The organism is Streptomyces sp. AC627_RSS907 (genome assembly GCF_019049165.1).
The window spans coordinates 30,043-49,886 of sequence record NZ_JAGMUE010000201.1; the positions used below are offsets into that span (position 1 = coordinate 30,043).

Below are 19,844 nucleotides of genomic sequence, written 5' to 3' on the forward strand. Positions count from 1 at the left end.
AGGGGGCCCCGTACGTCCGTCCGGCCCGCAGGATTGACGAATCATGCAGAGTTCTGCATACTCATGCAGGCCAGTGACTGCACGGTGAGGAGCGACACGAGTGAGCAGCAACAGCGGTGACGTACGGCTCTGGGGCGGCCGTTTCGCCGACGGTCCCGCCGAGGCCCTGGCGAAGCTGTCCGCGTCCGTCCACTTCGACTGGCGGCTCGCGCCCTACGACATCGCCGGTTCGCGTGCCCACGCGCGCGTGCTGCACCAGGCCGGCCTGCTCACCGAGGACGAGCTGAGCCGGATGACCGCCGGGCTCGACCGGCTGGAGGCGGACGTCGCCGACGGCTCCTTCGTGGGCACCGTCGCCGACGAGGACGTCCACACCACCCTGGAGCGAGGCCTGCTGGAGCGGCTCGGCCCGGACCTCGGCGGCAAGCTCCGCGCCGGCCGGTCCCGCAACGACCAGGTCGCCACCCTCTTCCGCATGTACCTGCGCGACCACGCCCGCACCGTCGGCGGCCTGATCGCCGACCTCCAGGACGCGCTGATCGGCCTCGCCGAGGCCCACCCGGACGTGGCGATGCCCGGCCGCACCCATCTCCAGCACGCCCAGCCGGTGCTCTTCGCCCACCACGTCCTCGCGCACGTCCAGGCGCTGGGCCGGGACGCCGAGCGGCTGCGCCAGTGGGACGAGCGCACGGCCGTGTCGCCGTACGGCTCCGGGGCCCTGGCCGGTTCCTCCCTCGGCCTCGACCCTGAGGCGGTCGCCAAGGACCTCGGCTTCGAGCATGGCAGCGCCGGCAACTCCATCGACGGCACCGCCTCCCGCGACTTCGCCGCCGAGTTCGCCTTCATCACCGCGATGATCGGCGTCAACGTCTCCCGGATCGCCGAGGAGGTCATCATCTGGAACACGAAGGAGTTCTCCTTCGTGACCCTGCACGACGCCTTCTCCACCGGCTCGTCGATCATGCCGCAGAAGAAGAACCCGGACATCGCCGAGCTGGCCCGCGGCAAGTCCGGCCGTCTCATCGGCAACCTCACCGGCCTGATGGCCACCCTCAAGGCCCTCCCGCTCGCGTACAACCGCGACCTCCAGGAGGACAAGGAGCCGGTCTTCGACTCCATCGACCAGCTGGAGATCCTGCTCCCGGCCTTCACCGGCATGATGGCCACCCTCACCGTGCACCGCGAGCGGATGGAGGAGCTGGCCCCGGCCGGGTTCTCGCTCGCCACCGACATCGCCGAGTGGCTGGTCAGGCAGGGCGTGCCCTTCCGCGTCGCGCACGAGGTGGCCGGTGAGTGCGTGAAGGTCGCCGAGGCCGAGGGCAAGGAACTGGACGAGCTGACGGACGAGCAGTTCGCGAAGATCTCCACGCACCTGACCCCCGAGGTCCGCTCGGTGCTCGACGTCCCCGGCGCCCTCGCCTCCCGCGACGGCCGCGGCGGTACGGCGCCCAGCGCTGTCGCCGTCCAGCTCGCCGAGGTCAAGGCGGACGTGGCGGCCCAGCACGAGTGGGCCGGGGCGAAGAAGCGGGCCTGAGCGCGGCGCCCCGCAAGGGGCGCGGCAAGTCGCGGCAAGCCGTGCGACCCCGCGCCGGCGACGCACCGGACGACCGGGCGCCGAGGCGAAGGCCGTCAGGGGTTACGTTGGTCGAAGCCGTACCGGAGCCGACCGAACGGAGCCCCCGATGCCCTTCGCCCGTCTCGCCGCCGCGACGACCCCCACCTGCCACATCGGCCTGGGTCTCGCCGCCGTCGGCCGCCCCGGCTACATCAACCTTGGCAGAGAGCGCGACCTCGGAGAGGACCGCAGCGTCGAGGCGATGCGCGAGCGCACCCACGACCTCCTCGACGCCGCCTACGCGCAGGGCGTCCGGTACGTCGACGCGGCGCGCTCCTACGGGCGCTCGGAGGAGTTCCTCGCCGGCTGGCTGCGGGAGCGCCCCGACATCGACGACGTGGTCGTCGGCAGCAAGTGGGGCTACACCTACACCGCCGACTGGTCGACCGAAGCCGAGCGGCACGAGGTCAAGGACCACGGTGTCGCGACGTACGAGCGCCAGCGCGCCGAGACCGAGGAGCTGCTCGGCGACCGGCTCGACCTCTACCAGATCCACTCGCTGACCCCGGACAGCCCGGCCCTCACCGACAAGGCGCTCCACGCGAAGCTGGCCGAGGCCACCGCGCGGGGCGTCACCGTGGGCTTCTCCACCAGCGGCCCCGCCCAGGCCGACACCATCCGCGCCGCCCTCGCCGTGACCGTCGACGGCGAGCCCCTCTTCCGTACCGTCCAGTCGACGTACAACGCGCTGGAGACCTCCGCGGGCCCCGCGCTGGCCGAGGCGCACCAGGCCGGGCTCACCGTGATCGTCAAGGAGGGCATGGCCAACGGCCGTCTCGCGGAACCCCACGCGCCCGGCGCCCTGAAGGCCGTGGCGGAGGAGACCGCCCTGGGCTGCGACGCGGTCGCCCTCGCACTGGTCCTGCGGCAGCCCTGGGCCGGCGTCGTCCTCTCCGGTGCCGCGACCGTGAACCAGCTCGGCTCCAACCTGCACGCCGCCGTCGTCGACCTCGACGACGACCAGGTGGCGCTCCTCGGCACGCTCGTCGAAGAACCGGACGCCTACTGGGCGCGGCGCGCGCGGCTGCCCTGGCACTGAGCCCGGAAGACCGTGTCCGACCGCGAGAGGTGAGTCACGCATGCCCAATGTGAGACGTCAATGTCTCATATGGGGTATGGTTGTCTCATGGCTGTAGATCGTGACCAGGTACTGCGCAGTGCCGCGGCCCTGCTGACCCGCAGGGCGACCGCGACCATGGACGACGTCGCCAGGGCGGCCGGGATCAGCAGGGCCACGCTGCACCGGCACTTCGCCGGGCGTGACGCCCTCGTCCGGGCCCTGGAATCGCTCGGCATCGCCGAGTGCGAGGCGGCCCTGGACGCCGCCCGTCCGGACGACGGGCCGGCGGCCGATGCGCTGCGCCGGCTGGTCCGCGAGATCGAACCCGCCGCCGGCCTGCTCGCCTTCCTGCACACCGAGAACCAGCTGTTCGAGGGCGAGCAGATGAACGAGGGCTGGGCCCACCTCGACGCCCGGCTCACCGCGCTGTTCCGCCGGGGCCAGGAGAGCGGCGAGTTCCGCATCGACCTCACCCCGGCCTGGCTGACCGAGGCGCTCTACGGCCTGCTGGCCTCCGGCGCCTGGGCGGTGGCCGAGGGCCGTGTGGCCCGCAACGACTTCACCCGCATGATCGTCGAGCTCCTGCTCGGCGGCGCACTTCGGAGAGAGTGAAACATGACCCGCACCCTGCAGTCGGCGCAGTCGGCCGAGGCGGTGAAGCGCCCCGGCCGCTGGCTGGCGCTGTCCGTTCTCGTGCTGGCCGTACTGCTGGTGGCCGTCGACGCGACCGTCCTCGGTCTCGCCACCCCGTACATCAGTGAGGACCTCGCGCCCTCCGGCACCCAGTTGCTCTGGATCGGTGACGTCTACTCCTTCGTCATCGCCGGTCTGCTCGTCTCCATGGGCAGCCTCGGCGACCGCATCGGCCGCAAGCGCCTGCTGCTGATCGGCGCCACGGCGTTCGGCGCGATCTCCGTCCTCAACGCCTACGCCTCCACGCCCGAGATGATGATCGTCGCCCGGGCTCTGCTCGGTGTCGCGGGCGCCACCCTGATGCCGGCCACCCTCGCCCTGATCCGCAACCTCTTCCACGACCCGCGCGAACGCAGCCTCGCCGTCGGCATCTGGGGCGCCGCGGCCTCGGCCGGCGCCGCCGTCGGCCCGGTCGTCGGCGGATTCCTGCTGGAGCACTTCTGGTGGGGCTCCGTCTTCCTGATCAACCTGCCCGTGATGGCCGTCCTGGTCGTCGTCGGCGCCAAGCTGCTGCCCGAGTCCAGCAATCCGAACCCGGGCCCGTGGGACCTGCCCAGCGTCGTCCTCTCCCTGGTCGGCATGTTCGGCCTCGTGTACGCCGTCAAGGAGACCGCCGCGCACGGGTTCGCGTGGGCCACCCTCGCCGCGGGCCTGCTGGGCGCCGCCGCGCTCTGCGCCTTCGTGCGCCGTCAGCTGACCATGCCGACCCCGCTGCTGGACATGCGGCTGTTCCGCAGCCGTGGCTTCAGCGGCGCCGTGCTGGCCGACCTGCTGACCATCCTGGGCCTGTCCGGGCTGGTGTTCTTCCTCTCCCAGTACCTGCAACTCGTCCAGGGCAGGCGACCGTTCGAAGCGGGTCTGGCAGAACTGCCCGCCGCGGTCGGTGCGGTCGTGGCGGGCCTGATCGCGGGCCGCGCGGCCCGGCGCTTCTCGGTCCGCGCGGTGGTCTCCGGCGGACTCGCCGCCGTCGGTCTCGCGCTCGCCGCGCTGACCGTCGTCGGCCAGCACACCGCCTACCCGCTGATCGGCGCGGTCCTGCTGGTCGTCGGTGTCGGCGCCGGGTTCGCGTTCACGGTCACCGCGGACGTGATCCTCTCCAGCGTGCCCAAGGAGCAGGCGGGCGCCGCCTCGGCGGTCTCCGAGACCGCGTACGAACTCGGCGCCGCCCTCGGCATCGCGGTGCTCGGCTCGATCGTGACCGGTGTCTACCGGGACTTCACCGGTCCCGAGGGCACCCCCGCCGCGGCACACGAGTCACTGGGCGGTGCGGTGCACGCCGCCGCCGGCCTCCCGGCCCCCACCGCCGAGGCCCTGCTGGACGCCGCCCGCCAGGCCTTCGTCGACGGCCTGGGCCTCGCGGCGGCTGTCGGCGCGGCCGTCCTGCTGGCGGCTGCCGCGGCCTCCTGGTTCCTGCTGCGGGGCCAGCGCCTGGAGGACGGGGTGGAGCACCCGTAGCGCGCTGCCGGGGTTCCGGCCCAGGGACGTCACCGGTCCACGGCGTCACCCGCCCGCGCGGCCGGTGCCCGGAGGCGGAGGTGAGCCCCCGGCCGGGACGCCCGGCACCCGGCGCGCACACGGACGGCGGGCCGCCCGAGAGGCGGCCCGCCGTCCGTGTGCGCGCGGCGTCACGCCGCCTTGGCCTTGCTCGCGTACATGTCCACGTACTCCTGGCCGGACAGCCGCATGACCTCGGTCATCACGGAGTCGGTCACGGCCCGCAGGACGTAACGGTCGCGGTCCATGCCCTCGTAGCGGGAGAACTCCATCGCCTCGCCGAAGCGGACGGTGACCCTGCCCGGCCGGGGCAGGCCCGCGCCGCCCGGCTGGAGCTTGTCGGTGCCGATCATGGCGAACGGGACGACGGGGGCGCCGGTCATCAGCGTGAGACGGGCGATACCGGTGCGACCCCGGTAGAGGCGGCCGTCGGGGGAGCGGGTGCCCTCCGGGTAGATGCCGAAGACCCTGCCCTCGTCCAGCACCCGGCGGCCGGTCATCAGCGCCGCGACCCCGCCCCGGCCGCCGTCGCGGTCGACCGGGATCATGCCGACGCCGGTGAAGAACCAGGCCATCAGCCGGCCCTTGAAGCCCTTGCCGGTGACGTACTCGTCCTTGCCGATGAAGAAGACCTGCCGGTCGCAGACCAGCGGCAGGATCATCGAGTCGATGAAGGTGAGGTGGTTGCCGGCCAGGATCACCGGCCCGTCACCGGGGATGTGCTCCACGCCCTCCACCCGTGGGCGGAACATCAGGCGCATGATCGGGCCGAGCACTGCCTTGATGAGCGCGAAGCGGGACAACGGGTCCTCCGGCGTCGGGGATGCGGTATGAGTCTGTGCAGGTGAGGACATTACTCGCGGCCCAGGGGGTCACGCACGTCGGTCGTCCGGGCCTTACGCGGTATTGACGTGCGTTCACCTGCGGCGCGGCGGTGTTGCGCGGTGGTAACGCCCCCACACGGATGTGAGGCAGGTCGCGTCCACGGGGACCGGCGTCGTCGGTCCGGAGGCGAGGACACGGCCCGGATCGAAGCACACGCGACGCGCGGACCGTGCGAGGCGCGCCGTCTGCCCCTTCTCCGTGGCCGCGAGTCCCGCCGGGCACCGCCACGGCGACCGCGGACACCGGACCGCGTACCCCGCCCGGCCGTCCCCAAGCCGACGGAACGTCAGACATCCCGCCCCACCCGCACCTCCACGCCCATGCGCCATCTCCCCGCACCCGCGTGTTCCGGCCGAGGTCTCCCTTTCGTCATGTACGCGCCCCTACGATCGGCGCGCACCAACGGTCAACAGCAGGAGGCCCTGATGGGAACGCAGGAGTCGGACGAGCAGGCGGGCGGCACCGGACGGCGGGCGCTCCTCGGAGCGGCGGTGCTCGGCGCGGGCGGGGCCGTACTCGGCCTGTCCGGGACGGCGAGAGCCGCCGACGCCCGGCACGGCGGCGGGCACGGCGGCTTCAGGAGCCTGCCCGTCCCGACCGTCATCGCCCACCGCGGCGCCAGCGGCTACCGGCCCGAGCACACGCTCGGCGCCTACGAACTGGCCCTCGACATGGGCGCCGACATCGTCGAGGCCGGGGACCTGGTCCCCACCAGGGACGGTCACCTCGTCTGCCGGCACGAGCCCGAGATCGGCGGCACCACGGACGTCGCCGACCACCCCGAGTTCGCCGACCGCAGGCGCACCAAGCTGCTCGACGGCGTCTCCACCACCGGCTGGTTCACCGAGGACTTCACGCTCGCCGAGCTCAAGACGCTCCGCGCGACCGAACGCATCCCGGCCAACCGCCCGCACAACACCCTCTACGACGGCCGCTGGGAGATCCCCACCTTCGAAGAGGTGCTCCGCTGGCAGAACGAGCAGACCCGCAGGCGCGGCAGGCAGGTCTGGATCTACCCCGAGCTCAAGCACCCCACCTACTTCCGCAAGCTGGGCCTGGGCACGGAGGAGCGCCTGGCGCGGCTGCTGCGCAAGTACGGCAAGGACCGGAAGAACTCGCCCGTCATCATCCAGTCCTTCGAGCCCACCAGCATCCAGCGGATGAACAAGCTCGTCGGCAACCCCCTCGCCGTCCTGCTGTCCGGCGCGAGCAGCCGTCCCTGGGACTTCGTCGAGACCGGCGACCCGCGCACGACGGCCGACCTCATCACGCCGAAGGGGCTCAAGGAGATCGCCTCCTACGCCCAGGGCATCGGCCCGACGCTGGACCTGATCATCCCCCGGGACTCCGCCGGCCGGCTCACCGAGCCGACCACGCTGGTCCGCGACGCCCACCGCGCGGGTCTGATCCTGCACCCGTACACCATGCGCAACGAGAACCCCTTCCTGCCCGCGGACTTCCGCAAGGGCAGTGACCGCGACGCCTACGGGGACGTCTTCGGGGCGTTCAGGGCCTACTTCGCCACCGGCATCGACGGCGTCTTCACCGACCACCCGGACACCGGCCTGCTGGCCCGCGAGGACTTCGTCAACGACTGAGCGACCGTCCCCGGTCGGGGTGACGTTCGGCCGTCCGGGCAACCCGCCGCCCGGACGGCCGCGTCGCCTTGCACATGACGCCCGATCTGGTCACCTTCCTGCGCCCCCTGCTCCGTGCCGAGGCGTCGGCCGAGGCGTACGCGACCGGAGCCGAGCCCGGCGACCTGGAACAGGCGGTCTGGCTGCGCCTCCTGGAACGCCTGCGGGCCGACGACCCGCCCCGCGACCCGCACCGCTGGCTGCGCAGCGCCGTCCGCACCGAGGCCCGCCGCACCCGCCGTACGGCTCGTGCCGAGCAGCCGTACGGGACCGAGCCCGCCGGCGCCGCCGAGCACGAGCCCGAGCACCTCGCGCTCACCGCGGCCCGGCACCGCGCCCTGCGCGACGCCGTGCGCCGGCTGCCCGGCCGCTGCCCCCGGCTGCTGGAGGCCCTGCTGTCGCCGAAGGACCTCACATACCGGGAGATCGCGGGGGAGTTGGGTATCTCACAGGGCAGTCTTGGGCCGGAACGTTCCCGATGTCTGGGATGTCTGCGGCGATTGCTGACACCGGAGGTTGCGGCTCGCTGAGGACGGGGATAGGAGTGGGGGACCCACAGGTGATCAGGTGAGCGGGAGGCATGCGCACATGGGCATGAGCGTGACCATCTCGGCGGCGACCGAGCAGGATGCCGAGCAGATCTTCCGGCTGCAGTACCTCTGCTTCCAGAGCGAGGCGGCGCTGTACGGCAACTACCGCATCGACCCGCTCGTCCAGCCCCTCGACTCCGTGCGCGAGGAGGTCACCGCCGACTGCGTCTTCGTGGCACGGCTCGGCGACGAGGTCGTCGGCTCGGTGCGCGGCCGGGTGACCGAGGACGGCGCCGCGGCCATCGGCAAACTGTGCGTCCACCCCCGGCTCCAGGGACACGGCATCGGCGCCCGCCTGCTGCGCGCCGCCGAGTCGGCCCTCGCCGGGGAGCGCGGCGCCAAGCGCTTCCGCCTGCACACCGGGTACCGCAGCGAGAGCAACCTGCGGCTGTACCGGCGGGTCGGCTACGAGACGGTGGGGACCGCACAGGGAGCGGACGGCGTACCCATGATCGTCCTGGAGAAGCCGGCCGGGGCGTACGCGACCACGGCCTGACGAGCCGCCGGGCCGGCGCCCCTAAGCGGTGCGGGCCCGGCGCAGCCAGAACAGCGCCGACAGCGGCAGCAGCACGGGAATGAAGAGGTAGCCCATCCCGTAGTCCGACCACACGGTCGCGTCGGGGAAGGCCGACGGCTCCACCAGCGTCCAGGTGCCGACCGTCAGGACACCCACGAGCTCGGCGGCGCAGCACACCAGCGCCGCCTTGCGGGCCGTCTCGCCGCCGCGCACCAGGGTGTAGGTGATGAAGCCGTAGACGACACCCGCGACGGCGGACAGCGTGTAGGCGAGCGGCGCGCGGTCGAACTCGGTCGCGACCTGGTAAGCGGACCGAGAGACGGCACCGACGACCATCACCCCGTACAGCCACACCAGCAGGATGCCCGGCCCGCCGATCAGCCGCTTCCGAGCGGACCTCTCCTCCGTGGCCGCCATCTCAGCCTCCCCAGATGTCATACAGCCGCACCTCCAGGACGGCGAGGACGACACCGCCGGCGGCGACCGTCACCGAACCCCAGCGGGTGCGCTCGGCCAGCGACATGAACCCCGCCGCCGGGACACAGGCGAAGGCACCCAGCAGATAGGCCACGAAGATCGTCGTGCCCTGCTCGGGCTCCTCGCCCCGCGCCAGTTGCACGATCCCGACCACCAGCTGGACCAGCGCCAGCAGCGAGACCACGGCCATGCCGATGAAGTGCCAGTCCTTCGTCGGCTGGTCACGGTAGGCCGCCCAGCCGCACCAGGCGGCGAGCAGGAGCGCGGCGACGCCGGTCACCAACGTCAGGACGTCAAGCATGCCAGCGACCCTATTACGCCCCAAAAGCCTCGCCGCGCCCGGCCCCGTCCGGCACGGGACGGGTGCGCCGTAGGGTCGCGGTATGAAGATCCACGCACAGGCCCTCCTGTTCGACAACGACGGCACCCTCCTGTCCTCCCTCGCGTCCGTGCGCCGCTGCTGGACGCGCTGGGCCGGGGAGTACGGGATCACGGCGGAGGAGTTCGGACGGGTCGAGCTGCACGGCCGGCCGGCCGCGGAGATAGCCGCCGACCTGCTGCCCGCGCACGTCGTGCCGGAGGCCGTCGCGCGGATCGAGCAGCTGGAGGTCGAGGACGTGCCGGGCGGGGGCGTGCACCTGCTGCCCGGCACCAGGGACTTCCTCGACGCCCTCCCCGCCGACCGCTGGGCCGTCGTCACCTCCGCCACGCGGCGGCTGGCCGAGGCCCGGCTCGACGCCGTCGGCATCCGGCCCAAGACACTCGTCGCCGCCGACGACATCACGCACGGCAAGCCCGACCCCGAGCCCTACCTGCTCGGCGCCCGCTGTCTGGGCGTCGACCCGGCCGCCTGCGTCGTCTTCGAGGACGCCCCCGCCGGTCTCCAGGCCGGCCGCGCCGCCGGCATGACCACCGTGGCGTTGGCCACAACCCACGCGCCCGGCGAACTCGACGCCGACCTCGTGGTCACCGACCTGTCGGCCCTGACCGCGCTGGTCACCGACGGAGGAATCGAGATCTCCGTGCGGGGCTGACCCCCGCCCCGCGGCACGCCGCCGTCCACCGCTGTCCAGCATCCGGACTGCGGTGTCCGGTCAGGACCATACGTCTGCTTTACTGATCGCATGAGCACGACGAGCGACCGCACCCCGGCGACCGAGGCGACGATGACGCCCGGTGCTCGTTGTATGTGTCGAATGTGCGCCTTCTAGAGGGCCCCTGCACCATCTGAGCCTCGCGCCCCGAAGCGAGCGCCCGCTCATGTCCGCCACCGCGCCCCGCGCACGCGGCTGAGCCACGCCCCGCGCACACGTTTCTCCCCCCGGTCCCCCCGGGTCCACGCCACCGTGAGAACCGTGCCGCGTTCCGAAGGTCCCCCGAGAACCCCGAAGAACAACGCCCCCGTGCCCGGCGCCCACAGCCGCGCCGCGCACTCGACAGTGACGGAAACCCACGTGATCACCACATCGGGCCTCACGAAGGTCTATCGCTCACGAGGCCGCGAGGTCACCGCCCTCGACGGCGTCGACCTGCACGTCCGCGAGGGCGAGGTGTACGGCGTCATCGGCCAGTCCGGCGCCGGCAAGTCCTCCCTCATCCGCTGCGTCAACCTCCTGGAGCGCCCCACCTCCGGCACGGTCACCGTGGCCGGCCAGGACCTGACCGCGCTGGCCGGCCGCGGCCCTCGCGCGGGCCGGGAACTGCGGCGGGCGCGCAGCCGTATCGGCATGGTGTTCCAGCACTTCAACCTGCTGTCCTCGCGGACCGTGCAGGACAACGTCGAACTTCCGCTGGAGATCCTCGGCACGTCCGGGAAGGAACGTTCCCGCAAGGCGCTGGAGCTGCTCGACCTCGTCGGCCTCGCCGACAAGGCCAAGGCCTACCCCGCCCAGCTCTCCGGCGGGCAGAAGCAGCGCGTCGGCATCGCCCGTGCCCTGGCCGGCGACCCCAAGGTCCTGCTCTCCGACGAGGCCACCAGCGCCCTCGACCCGGAGACCACCCGCTCCATCCTCCAGCTGCTGCGCGACCTGAACCGGCAGCTCGGACTCACCGTCCTGCTCATCACCCACGAGATGGACGTCGTCAAGAGCATCTGCGACTCGGCCGCCCTCATGGACAAGGGCCGCGTCGTCGAGTCCGGCACGGTCGGCGAACTGCTCGCCACCCCGGGCTCCGAACTGGCCGCCCAGCTCTTCCCGGTCGGCGGCGAGCCGTCCGGCGAGGACCGCACGGTGCTGGACGTCACCTTCCACGGGGAGGCCGCCACCCAGCCCGTGATCTCCCAGCTCGCCCGCACCTACAACATCGACATATCGATCCTCGGCGCCGCCATCGACACCGTCGGCGGCCTCCAGGTCGGCCGGATGCGCATCGAGCTGCCCGGACGCTACGAGGACAACGTGGTGCCCGTCGGCTTCCTGCGCGAGCAGGGTCTGCAGATCGACGTGGTGGACGAGACGCCGGCGCAGTCGTCCCCGCTGGTGAAGGAAGGTGCCAAGTGACCTGGTCCGAGATGCAGCCCCTGCTGGAGCAGGCGTCCTGGGAGACGCTGATCATGGTCGGCTGGTCCACCCTGATCGCCGTGGCGGCCGGGCTCCCGCTCGGCGTTCTCCTCGTCCTCACCGACAACGGCGGCCTGCTGCAGAACGTCCTGGTCAACAAGGTCATCGGCCAGATCGTGAACATCGGCCGGTCGATGCCGTTCATCATCCTCATGGTCGCGCTGATGAGCTTCACCCGGTGGGTCACCGGTACGACCATCGGCAGCGAGGCGGCGATCGTGCCGCTCGCCATCGGCGGCATCCCCTTCTTCGCGCGTCTGGTGGAGACCGCCGTCCGCGAGGTCGACGGAGGGCTCGTGGAGGCCGTCCAGTCCATGGGCGGCAACACCTGGACCATCGTCCGCAAGGTCCTGGTCCCCGAGGCGCTTCCGTCGCTGATCGCCAGCACGACCACCACGATCATCGCCCTCATCGGCTACTCGGCCATGGCCGGCACCGTCGGCGGCGGCGGCCTCGGCGACCTCGCCGTCCGCTACGGCTACCAGCGCTTCGAGACCGGCCTGATGTGGATCACCGTCGCGATCCTCGCCGTCGTCATCTCGGTCATCCAGTTCGCCGGCGACTACTCGGCCCGCACCCTGCACCGCCGCGGCGGACGCGGTGGCGCCGCCCCCAGGCTCCGGCTGCTCAAGGCCAAGGAGCCGGCGGCGGCCGACGTGAGCAAGGCCGCGTAGCCCGCCACTCGCCCCCGGACTCCCCGTCCCGAGACGGGGTCGCACCACCTCAGGAAAGGCACTTTTCGTGCGTAACACTGCCAAGATCACCACCGCCGTCCTCGCCGTCGGAGCCCTCACCCTGGGACTCTCCGCCTGCGGCTCGGACAAGGACTCCGCCTCCGACACCTCCGGCCCGCTGATCGTCGCCGCGAGCCCCACCCCGCACGCCGAGATCCTCAACTACGTCAAGGACAACCTGGCCAAGGACGCGGGCCTCGACCTCCAGGTCAAGGAGTTCACCGACTACGTCACGCCGAACACGGCGACGGAGGACGGTTCCGTAGGGGCCAACTACTTCCAGACCCAGCCGTACCTCGACGACTTCAACAAGAAGAACGGCACCCACGTCGTGTCCGTCGTCGACGTGCACCTGGAGCCCCTCGGCCTCTACTCCCACAAGGTCGACAAGGCCGGGGAACTGAAGAACGGTGCGACCGTCGCCGTCCCGAACGACACCGTCAACGAGGGCCGCGCCCTGCAGCTCCTCGCGGCCCACGGGATCATCACCCTCAAGGACGGCGTGGGCACCTCGGCGACCCCCTCGGACATCACCAAGAACCCGAAGGACCTCAAGTTCAAGGAGCTGGAGGCGGCCCAGACCCCGCGCTCCCTGGACGACGTCGACGCGGCCGTCGTCAACGGCAACTACGCCATCGAGGCCGACCTCAAGCCGGCCGAGGACGCCCTCGTCCTGGAGAGCGCCAAGGGCAACCCGAACAGCAACCTCCTCGCCGTCAAGGAGGGACAGCAGGACGACCCGCGCGTGAAGAAGCTCGCGAAGCTCCTCAACTCCCCCGAGGTGAAGAAGTTCATCGAGGACAAGTACGCCGGCGCGGTGCTGCCCTCCTTCTGATCGCACACCGCCCGCACCACACGGGGTCCTCCGTCCACGCCGCCGCGCAGTGGGGGGAGGACCCCATGGTGTGGTCGCGTGCCCGCATGCTGCATGCTGGGCAGTTCGACAGGCCCTGACGGTTCACAGGTTACGGAGCGGCGCATGACGAGCACCTTCCCCAACATCTCCATCAGCACGGAGCGGTTGGTGCTTCGCCCCCTCGACGAGGACGACGTCCCCGCCCTCACCGCCATGATGAACGACGAGCAGGTCGCCGCCTGGACCCACGTCCCGCAGCCCTTCACCGAGCAGGGCGCCCGCACCTGGATCGGTGAGCACGCCCCCGCCGAACGCACCGCCGGACGGGGACTCGACCTCGCCGTCACCGAGTTCCTCACCCAGCGGCTCGTCGGCGTCGTCCAGCTGAGCAAGACCAACTGGCACGTACGGTCCACCGAACTGTCGTACATAACCGCCCCCTGGGCCCGGGGCGAGGGCTACGCCTCCGAGGCGGCGCTCGCCACCGCCCAGTGGCTCTTCGGCGACCAGAAGTTCGAACGCGTCGAGCTGCGTACCGCGGCCGACAACACGGCCTCCCAGCAGGTCGCCCAGAAGATCGGCTGCATCAGCGAGGGCGTCCTGCGCAACGCCTGCATAGCGCGCGTGCGTACCGACGACGGCGTCTGGACCGACGTACGCACCGACTTCATCGTGTGGAGCCTGCTGCCCGAGGACCTCGAGGGCGCGACCGGACAGCTGACCGACAGCGACGGTTTCACCAGCTTCACGGACTGGAACTGATCCACCGGGACCTGTCGCACCACCACCCCGCCCCCAGGCCGCACCAGGTACCCTCACGGGGCGCGCCCGCGAACGGTTCCGCGAACACGACCTGCGAAAGACCTGGAGACTGACGACGATGGCCGACCGGGTCACGGTGATCGGCTGGGACGGTTCGCCGCTGACCGCCGCGGCACGCTCAGCTCTCGGCGCCGCCACGCTGGTGGCCGGCGCCGCCCACCACCTGGAACTTCCCGAGGTACCCCCCGCCGCCGAACGCATCCGCCTGGGCAGCGTCGCCCTCGCCGCCCGCCGCATCGCCGCCCACCGCGGCACGACGGTCGTCCTCGCCGACGGCGACCCCGGCTTCTTCGGAGTCGTACGGACCCTGCGCGCCCCCCAGTACGGCCTGGAGGTCGAAGTCGTCCCGGCGGTCTCCTCCGTGGCCGCCGCCTTCGCCCGCGCCGGTATGCCCTGGGACGACGCCCATGTGGTCGTCGCCCACCCGCGCACCCTGCGTCGCGCGGTGAACGTGTGCCGGGCCCACACCAAGGTGGCGGTCCTCACCTCCCCGGGTGCCGGCCCCGCCGAACTGGGCCTGCTGATGGAGGGCGTCCACCGCACCTTCGTCATCTGCGAGGAACTGGGCACCGCCCGCGAACAGGTCAGCGTCGTCACCTCCGACAAGGCCGCCGACCACACCTGGCGGGACCCGAACGTCGTCATCGTCGTCGGCGGGACCGTCAGCCCCGGCACCGCGACCGACGGCACCGGCTGGATCGCCGGCCGGGACCCCGCCGCCGGACCACGCGGCTGGGCGCTGCCCGCCGAGGCGTACGGCGGTGAACTCGGCGAAGGCGAGACCGACCTGCTCCGCACGGCCCAACTCGCCCGGCTCGGACCGCGCCTCGGCGACCTCGTGTGGGACATCGGCTGCGGCAGCGGCGCCTTCGCCACCGAGGCGGCCCGCGCCGGCGCCGCCGTCCTCGCGGTCGACCGCGACCCGGACGCCTGCGCCCGCACCGAGGCCGTCGCGCGGCACTTCGGGGTCCAGCTCCAGGTCGTGCGCGGCACCGCCCCCCACGTCCTGGAGAACCTCCCCGAACCGGACGTCGTCCGCGTCGGCGGCGGGGGAGCGGCCGTGGTCTCCGCGGTCGCCGACCGGCGTCCGCAGCGGATCGTCGCACACGCGGCCACCCGCGACGCGGCCGAACTCGTCGGCAGGGACCTGACGGAGCACGGCTACCGGGTCGAGTGCGCCCTGCTGCAGTCCGTCGGACTCGACACCCGGGCCTGGACCGAGACGGAGCGGAGCGTCGCGTTCCTGCTCACCGGAGAAATCCTCCGGCGCGAAGCGCCTCGTTGACGGGCGGTGGCCGGGCGGCGGGCGGGGCGCCCGGACCGCGCCCCGTGATCGGGTTGTCATACCGCCCGGGGTAGGCTGGCGGATTGTTGTACCGCACTCGGACACCCGGCGTTTCGTCGGTCAATGTCCGCAAAAACCGCCTGTTACGGGCTGGGTGTGGTACGGCAGAACCGGGGGGCCGCGCAACGTGGCGCAGTCCACAGCGGGTCGTCGCGGATCAAGCTGTCGTGACGGGGGAACGACCGGGACAATGCCACTGAATGGCTTTGTCGTCTTTTCCGGCGGGTCGTTCGTGCCGCTGGGCACGCACGCTCGTTCTTCACCACGGGGCGGTCGGTGCGCCGTCCCGGGTGTGGTCGTAGAAGCACTAACCGATGGGCGAGGGGTTACGCATGACCGACACCGGCCAGATCCCGGGCGAGGGGCTGCCGGAGAACGCAGGCATGGTGGAGCAGCCGGGCGTCACCGCGCCCGGCGCGTACACCTACCTCTCCGAGACCACCGCCGAGGACGAGGACCTGCTGCTTCTGCCGGGAGCCCAGAGCGCCTGGGGCAACGAGGTCGCACCACCCGCGCCGGAGCCGGTCGTCGAGACCGTGCACCAGCCGGGTCCGCACGAGTTGTCCGGCCGCGACAGCGGCTCGGTCGACCTCGGCGGAGTCCGCCTTCCCGACCCGCCGTCGGCGCCGGAGCCGGCGTCCGCCCCGGTTCCGCCGCGCCGTCCCCTGCACCTCGGTCCGCCGATCCCCGACACCTCCGCCAGCCCGGTCCGTTCCCTCGCCGACCGCGGCCCCGCCGACATGCCGGCCCGGCCCGCCGGCCCGCCGACCGCCGGTCCCGAGTACCTCGACGTCCCGCAGGCCGCCGCGACGCCTCCGCAGGGCGCGGCGCCCTGGGGCGCGCAGGCGGCGCCGCAGGCCCCGGCGAGCGCGGGGGCGACGGCTGCGGAAACGGTTGTTCCGACGCCTGCCCAGGCGCCCGGTCAGGTGCCCGAGCCGGTGGGCGCGGCCCAGGCGCTCGTGACCCGCGTGGCGACGGAGGCCGTCGCTGCGCGGGCCGGGGGTGCCGACGCGTCCGGCGAGCCGGGCGAGAGCGAACTCCCGGCCGCCGACGCCCCGGCCGAGGCCGTGGTCAGCGACGCCGACACCGCGCCGGCTGACGAGGCGCAGGACGGCCCCGCGGCGCCGGACACCGGCGACGAGGGGCCGGAGCCCGTGGCAGTGACCGAGGTCGCCGAGGACGAGGTGCCCGCACCGGCGGCGGTGGCCGGACCCGAGCCCGCCCCGGCCTCCGCCGTACCGCCCGTCCCCGAGCCGGAGGCGGGACAGGTCGCCGAGCCCGCCCCGGCCTCCGCCGCCCTCCCCGTGGACGACGCTGTGACGGCGCCGGTCCCGGAGACGGCCACGTCCGAGCCCGGGCCCGCCCAAGAGGCCGCCGAACAGCCTGTGTCGGAGGAACCCCAGTCGGCCGAGGCCACCGAGGCGCCCGCGCCCGCCCAGGCCGCTGAGGCGCACGTGCCGGAGCCTGCCCGGACCGCAGGGACGTCCGCGCCCGCGCCCGTCCAGGTCGCCGAAGGCGTCGAGCCCGCCCAGGGCGCTGAGGCGCCCGCCTCCGGGACCGCGCAGGACGCCGAAGCCGTCGAGCCCGTCCGGGGCGCCGAGCCCGCCCGGGCGACCGAGCCCCAGCAGGTTCCGTTCCCCGAAGCACCCGTGGACCTCGACGCCGAGGCACCCGCCGCATCCGCGCCCGAGGCCGGTGCAACCGCCCCGTCCCCCGAAGCACCGGCCGCCGCCGAGCAGCCCACGCCCGTGCCGGAAGCGGACGTACCGCCTCAGCCGGGTCCGGCTCCTGCGCGGGCGGCGGTTGCCGTGCCTCAGTCGGGTTCGGAGTCCGTGCCGGAGGCGGTTGCCGTGTCTCAGCCGGGTTCGGAGCCTGCGCGGGCGGCGGTTGCCGTGCCTCAGTCGGGTTCGGAATCCGTGCCGGAGGCGGCTGCCGCGCCTCAGTCGGATTCGGAGCCTGCGCCGGAGGTCGTTGCCGCGCCTCAGCCGGGTGCGCAGCCCGCACCGGAAACCGCTGCTGTGCCGGAGGCCGTTGCCACGCCTCAGCCAGGCGCGCAGCCCGTGCCGGAGGCCGCTGCCGCCCCCCAGCCGGGCACGCAGCCCGCACCGGAAACCGCTGCCGTGCAGCCCCAGCCCGACTCGCGGCCCGACCCGCAGGCCGCCGCGCCCCAGCAGGACGTTCAGCCTGTCCCGGCGGCCGAGCCCGGGCCCCAGCCGGTTCCGCACGCGGACGGCCCGCAGCCCGCGCAGGGCCCCCAGTCCCTCATGGCCGCCGCCGCACCCGACGCGGACGTCGCCCATGGCACGCCCGAGCCCGCCGTGGGCGACGCGGCGCCGGCCGCTCCCGCCGGGCCGGCCCCCCGGCCCGCGGACCTCGCCGGCACCCCGGAGCCCCACACCGACGACACCCTCGGCCAGTTCGTGCCGGTCGACGGCGGCCAGGTGCCCACCACCCCGCACCTGGCACCCACTCCGCCCGAGGCCCTCGTCCTCCCCCCACAGGCCCAGGCCGCCCCGACCCCGGACCAGACCGCCGTGCCCCCCGCCCCGCGCGAGGCCGAGCCCGCACTCGTCCAGAGCGCCGACGACCTCGACACCCGGGGCGCCGACCCGCAGGGCGACGCGGAGCCGACGGACCAGGCACCCCGGGAAGTCCGTGAAGAGCAGGAAGAACCGCACGACGTGAGCACGGCCGCAGTGGCACAGGCACGACAGTCCACCGGCCCCGCGGCCCCCGGCTACGACGACGCCGAACGCGAGGCCGTCCTGAAGGTCATGCGTGAGCGCCGTGACATCCGCAACGGCTTCCGCAGCGACCCCATCCCGCACGAGGTGCTGCTCCGCGTCCTCGAGGCCGCCCACACCGCGCCGTCCGTCGGCCACTCGCAGCCCTGGGACTTCGTGGTCATCCGCTCCGCCGACACCCGCCGCACCATGCACGAACTGGCGATGCGTCAGCGCGAGGCCTACGCGAAGTCACTCCCCAAGGGCCGGGCCAAGCAGTTCAAGGAACTGAAGGTCGAGGCCATCCTCGAAACCCCGGTCAACGTCGTCGTCACCGCCGACCCGACCCGCGGCGGCCGGCACACCCTCGGCCGGCACACCCAGCCGCAGATGGCGCCGTACTCCTCCGCGCTCGCCGTCGAGAACTTCTGGCTCGCCGCCCGCGCCGAGGGCCTCGGCGTCGGCTGGGTCAGCTTCTTCGACGAGCGGGAGATGGTCCGCGCCCTCGGTCTGCCCGAACACCTGGACGTCGTCGCGTACCTGTGCGTCGGGTACGTCGACGAGTTCCCGGACGAGCCCGAGCTGATGCAGGCCGGCTGGTCCAAGCGCCGGCCCCTGTCCTGGGTCGTGCACGAGGAGACGTACGGCCGCCGCGCCCTGCCCGGCGAGGCGCCGCACGACCTGCTCGCCGAAACCGTCGCGCAGATCCGCCCGCTGGACGCCAAAGCGCTCGGCGAGGCCTGGGAGCGGCAGAAGCGCATGACCAAGCCGGCCGGCGCGCTCGGCATGCTGGAGATCATCTCCGCCCAGCTGTCCGGCCTGTCCCGCCAGTGCCCGCCGCCGATCCCGGAGCCCGCGGCCGTCGCGGTCTTCGCCGGCGACCACGGTGTGCACGCCCAGGGCGTGACCCCCTGGCCGCAGGAGGTCACCGCGCAGATGGTGGCCAACTTCCTGGGCGGGGGAGCGGTCTGCAACGCCTTCGCCACCCAGGTCGGCGCCGAGGTCTGCGTCGTGGACGTCGGCGTCGCCGCCGACCTGCCCGCCACGCCCGGCCTGCTGCCCCGCAAGATCCGCGCGGGCACGTCCGACATGACCACCGGCCCCGCGATGACCCGCGAGGAGGCCAAGCAGGCCATCGAGGTCGGCATCGAGACCGCCCGCGACCTCGTGGCCGCCGGCAACAAGGCCCTGCTCACCGGCGAGATGGGCATCGCGAACACCACCGCGTCCGCCGCCCTGATCTCCGTCTTCACGGGCGCCGACCCCGCCGAGGTCACCGGTCGCGGCACCGGCATCAACGACGAGACGCTGGCCCGCAAGACCGAGGTCGTCCGCCGCGCCCTCGAACTCCACCAGCCCGACCCGGCCGACCCCATCGGCGTCCTCGCCGCGATCGGCGGCTTCGAGCACGCGGCCATGGTCGGCCTGCTGCTGGGCGGCGCGTCGCTGCGTACGCCGGTGATCCTGGACGGCGTCAGCGCGGGTGCCGCCGCCCTGGTGGCCCGTGCGATCGCGCCGGAGGTCCTCGCGGCCTGCATCGCCGGTCACCGCAGCGCCGAGCCCGGCCATGTCGCCGCGCTCAACAAGCTGGGTCTGCGCCCTCTGGTCGACCTCGACCTCCGCCTGGGCGAGGGCACCGGCGCGCTGCTGGCGCTGCCGATGGTGCAGAGCACCGCGCGGGCGATGCACGAGGTGGCGACGTTCGACTCGGCGGGGGTCACCGAGAAGTAGCCCCACGGCGGGGGTGGCAGGCGCCACGGCGGACGATCCGTCGCCGCCGCCCCACCCCCGCCGCACGCCGCTCCCGCCGGACGCCGCACCCACACACCCCCCCG

The 19,844-nt window shown here is 73.0% G+C and carries 17 protein-coding genes; 14 read left to right on the forward strand and 3 right to left on the reverse strand.

Annotated features, from left to right (window positions below):
* Window positions 1-100: 100 nt before the first annotated feature.
* The 4 genes from argH to KUM32_RS31620 all read left to right on the forward strand — a co-directional run bounded on the left by argH (window position 101) and on the right by KUM32_RS31620 (window position 4,823).
* Window positions 101-1,534 (forward strand): argininosuccinate lyase, encoded by a 1,434-nt coding sequence (gene argH, locus KUM32_RS31605; RefSeq protein ID WP_217145385.1) that lies wholly within the window; start codon window positions 101-103, stop codon window positions 1,532-1,534.
* Window positions 1,535-1,682: 148 nt separating this feature from the next.
* A complete protein-coding gene (locus KUM32_RS31610; RefSeq protein WP_217145386.1) occupies window positions 1,683-2,654 on the forward strand; it encodes an aldo/keto reductase in 972 nt (323 codons plus the stop codon).
* Between the two features lie 87 nt (window positions 2,655-2,741).
* Complete coding sequence (locus KUM32_RS31615; protein WP_217145387.1) at window positions 2,742-3,287, forward strand: TetR/AcrR family transcriptional regulator; 546 nt, start codon at window positions 2,742-2,744, stop codon at window positions 3,285-3,287.
* Window positions 3,288-3,290: 3 nt separating this feature from the next.
* Entirely contained in the window at window positions 3,291-4,823 is a 1,533-nt protein-coding gene (locus tag KUM32_RS31620; protein ID WP_217145388.1) for an MFS transporter, read from the forward strand.
* A 170-nt stretch (window positions 4,824-4,993) separates the two neighbouring features.
* On the opposite strand, the gene KUM32_RS31625 is transcribed toward KUM32_RS31620, so the two are convergent.
* Window positions 4,994-5,665, reverse strand: coding sequence for a 1-acyl-sn-glycerol-3-phosphate acyltransferase (locus KUM32_RS31625; RefSeq protein WP_217145389.1), 672 nt, complete (start codon window positions 5,663-5,665; stop codon window positions 4,994-4,996).
* 507 nt (window positions 5,666-6,172) lie between these two features.
* On the opposite strand from KUM32_RS31625, the gene KUM32_RS31630 reads away from it, so the two are divergent.
* The 3 genes from KUM32_RS31630 (at window position 6,173) to KUM32_RS31640 (ending at window position 8,470) form a co-directional block, all read left to right on the forward strand.
* On the forward strand, window positions 6,173-7,345 hold the full coding sequence (locus tag KUM32_RS31630) for a glycerophosphodiester phosphodiesterase (RefSeq protein WP_217145390.1): 1,173 nt from the start codon (window positions 6,173-6,175) through the stop codon (window positions 7,343-7,345).
* Between the two features lie 74 nt (window positions 7,346-7,419).
* Window positions 7,420-7,914 (forward strand): sigma-70 family RNA polymerase sigma factor, encoded by a 495-nt coding sequence (locus tag KUM32_RS31635; RefSeq protein ID WP_217145391.1) that lies wholly within the window; start codon window positions 7,420-7,422, stop codon window positions 7,912-7,914.
* A 58-nt stretch (window positions 7,915-7,972) separates the two neighbouring features.
* Window positions 7,973-8,470: a GNAT family N-acetyltransferase gene (locus KUM32_RS31640; protein WP_217145415.1), complete on the forward strand. Its 498-nt coding sequence runs from the start codon at window positions 7,973-7,975 to the stop codon at window positions 8,468-8,470.
* 21 nt (window positions 8,471-8,491) lie between these two features.
* Here the strand turns inward: KUM32_RS31640 and KUM32_RS31645 are convergent, their stop codons facing one another.
* Together KUM32_RS31645 and KUM32_RS31650 are read right to left on the reverse strand one after the other, a co-directional pair.
* Window positions 8,492-8,908 carry a hypothetical protein gene (locus KUM32_RS31645; RefSeq protein ID WP_217145392.1) on the reverse strand — a complete coding sequence of 139 codons (417 nt, stop codon included), beginning with the start codon at window positions 8,906-8,908 and terminating at the stop codon, window positions 8,492-8,494.
* Window position 8,909: 1 nt separating this feature from the next.
* Window positions 8,910-9,269, reverse strand: coding sequence for a hypothetical protein (locus tag KUM32_RS31650; protein WP_217145393.1), 360 nt, complete (start codon window positions 9,267-9,269; stop codon window positions 8,910-8,912).
* 82 nt (window positions 9,270-9,351) lie between these two features.
* Between KUM32_RS31650 and KUM32_RS31655 the strand changes: the two genes are divergently transcribed.
* The 7 genes from KUM32_RS31655 (at window position 9,352) to cobT (ending at window position 19,740) form a co-directional block, all read left to right on the forward strand.
* Window positions 9,352-10,002 carry an HAD family hydrolase gene (locus KUM32_RS31655; RefSeq protein WP_217145394.1) on the forward strand — a complete coding sequence of 217 codons (651 nt, stop codon included), beginning with the start codon at window positions 9,352-9,354 and terminating at the stop codon, window positions 10,000-10,002.
* A 420-nt stretch (window positions 10,003-10,422) separates the two neighbouring features.
* Window positions 10,423-11,469, forward strand: a complete 1,047-nt coding sequence (locus KUM32_RS31660) for a methionine ABC transporter ATP-binding protein (RefSeq protein ID WP_217145395.1) — start codon at window positions 10,423-10,425, stop codon at window positions 11,467-11,469.
* Window positions 11,466-12,203 (forward strand): methionine ABC transporter permease, encoded by a 738-nt coding sequence (locus tag KUM32_RS31665; protein WP_217145396.1) that lies wholly within the window; start codon window positions 11,466-11,468, stop codon window positions 12,201-12,203. The genes KUM32_RS31660 and KUM32_RS31665 overlap by 4 nt, the downstream gene beginning before the upstream one ends.
* Before the next feature lie 67 nt (window positions 12,204-12,270).
* Entirely contained in the window at window positions 12,271-13,098 is an 828-nt protein-coding gene (locus KUM32_RS31670) for a MetQ/NlpA family ABC transporter substrate-binding protein (protein ID WP_217145397.1), read from the forward strand.
* A gap of 144 nt (window positions 13,099-13,242) precedes the next feature.
* Entirely contained in the window at window positions 13,243-13,881 is a 639-nt protein-coding gene (locus KUM32_RS31675; protein WP_217145398.1) for a GNAT family N-acetyltransferase, read from the forward strand.
* Window positions 13,882-13,999: 118 nt separating this feature from the next.
* On the forward strand, window positions 14,000-15,226 hold the full coding sequence (gene cbiE, locus KUM32_RS31680) for a precorrin-6y C5,15-methyltransferase (decarboxylating) subunit CbiE (RefSeq protein WP_217145399.1): 1,227 nt from the start codon (window positions 14,000-14,002) through the stop codon (window positions 15,224-15,226).
* A gap of 392 nt (window positions 15,227-15,618) precedes the next feature.
* Window positions 15,619-19,740, forward strand: coding sequence for a nicotinate-nucleotide--dimethylbenzimidazole phosphoribosyltransferase (cobT, locus tag KUM32_RS31685; protein WP_217145400.1), 4,122 nt, complete (start codon window positions 15,619-15,621; stop codon window positions 19,738-19,740).
* The last annotated feature ends 104 nt before the right edge of the window (window positions 19,741-19,844 follow it).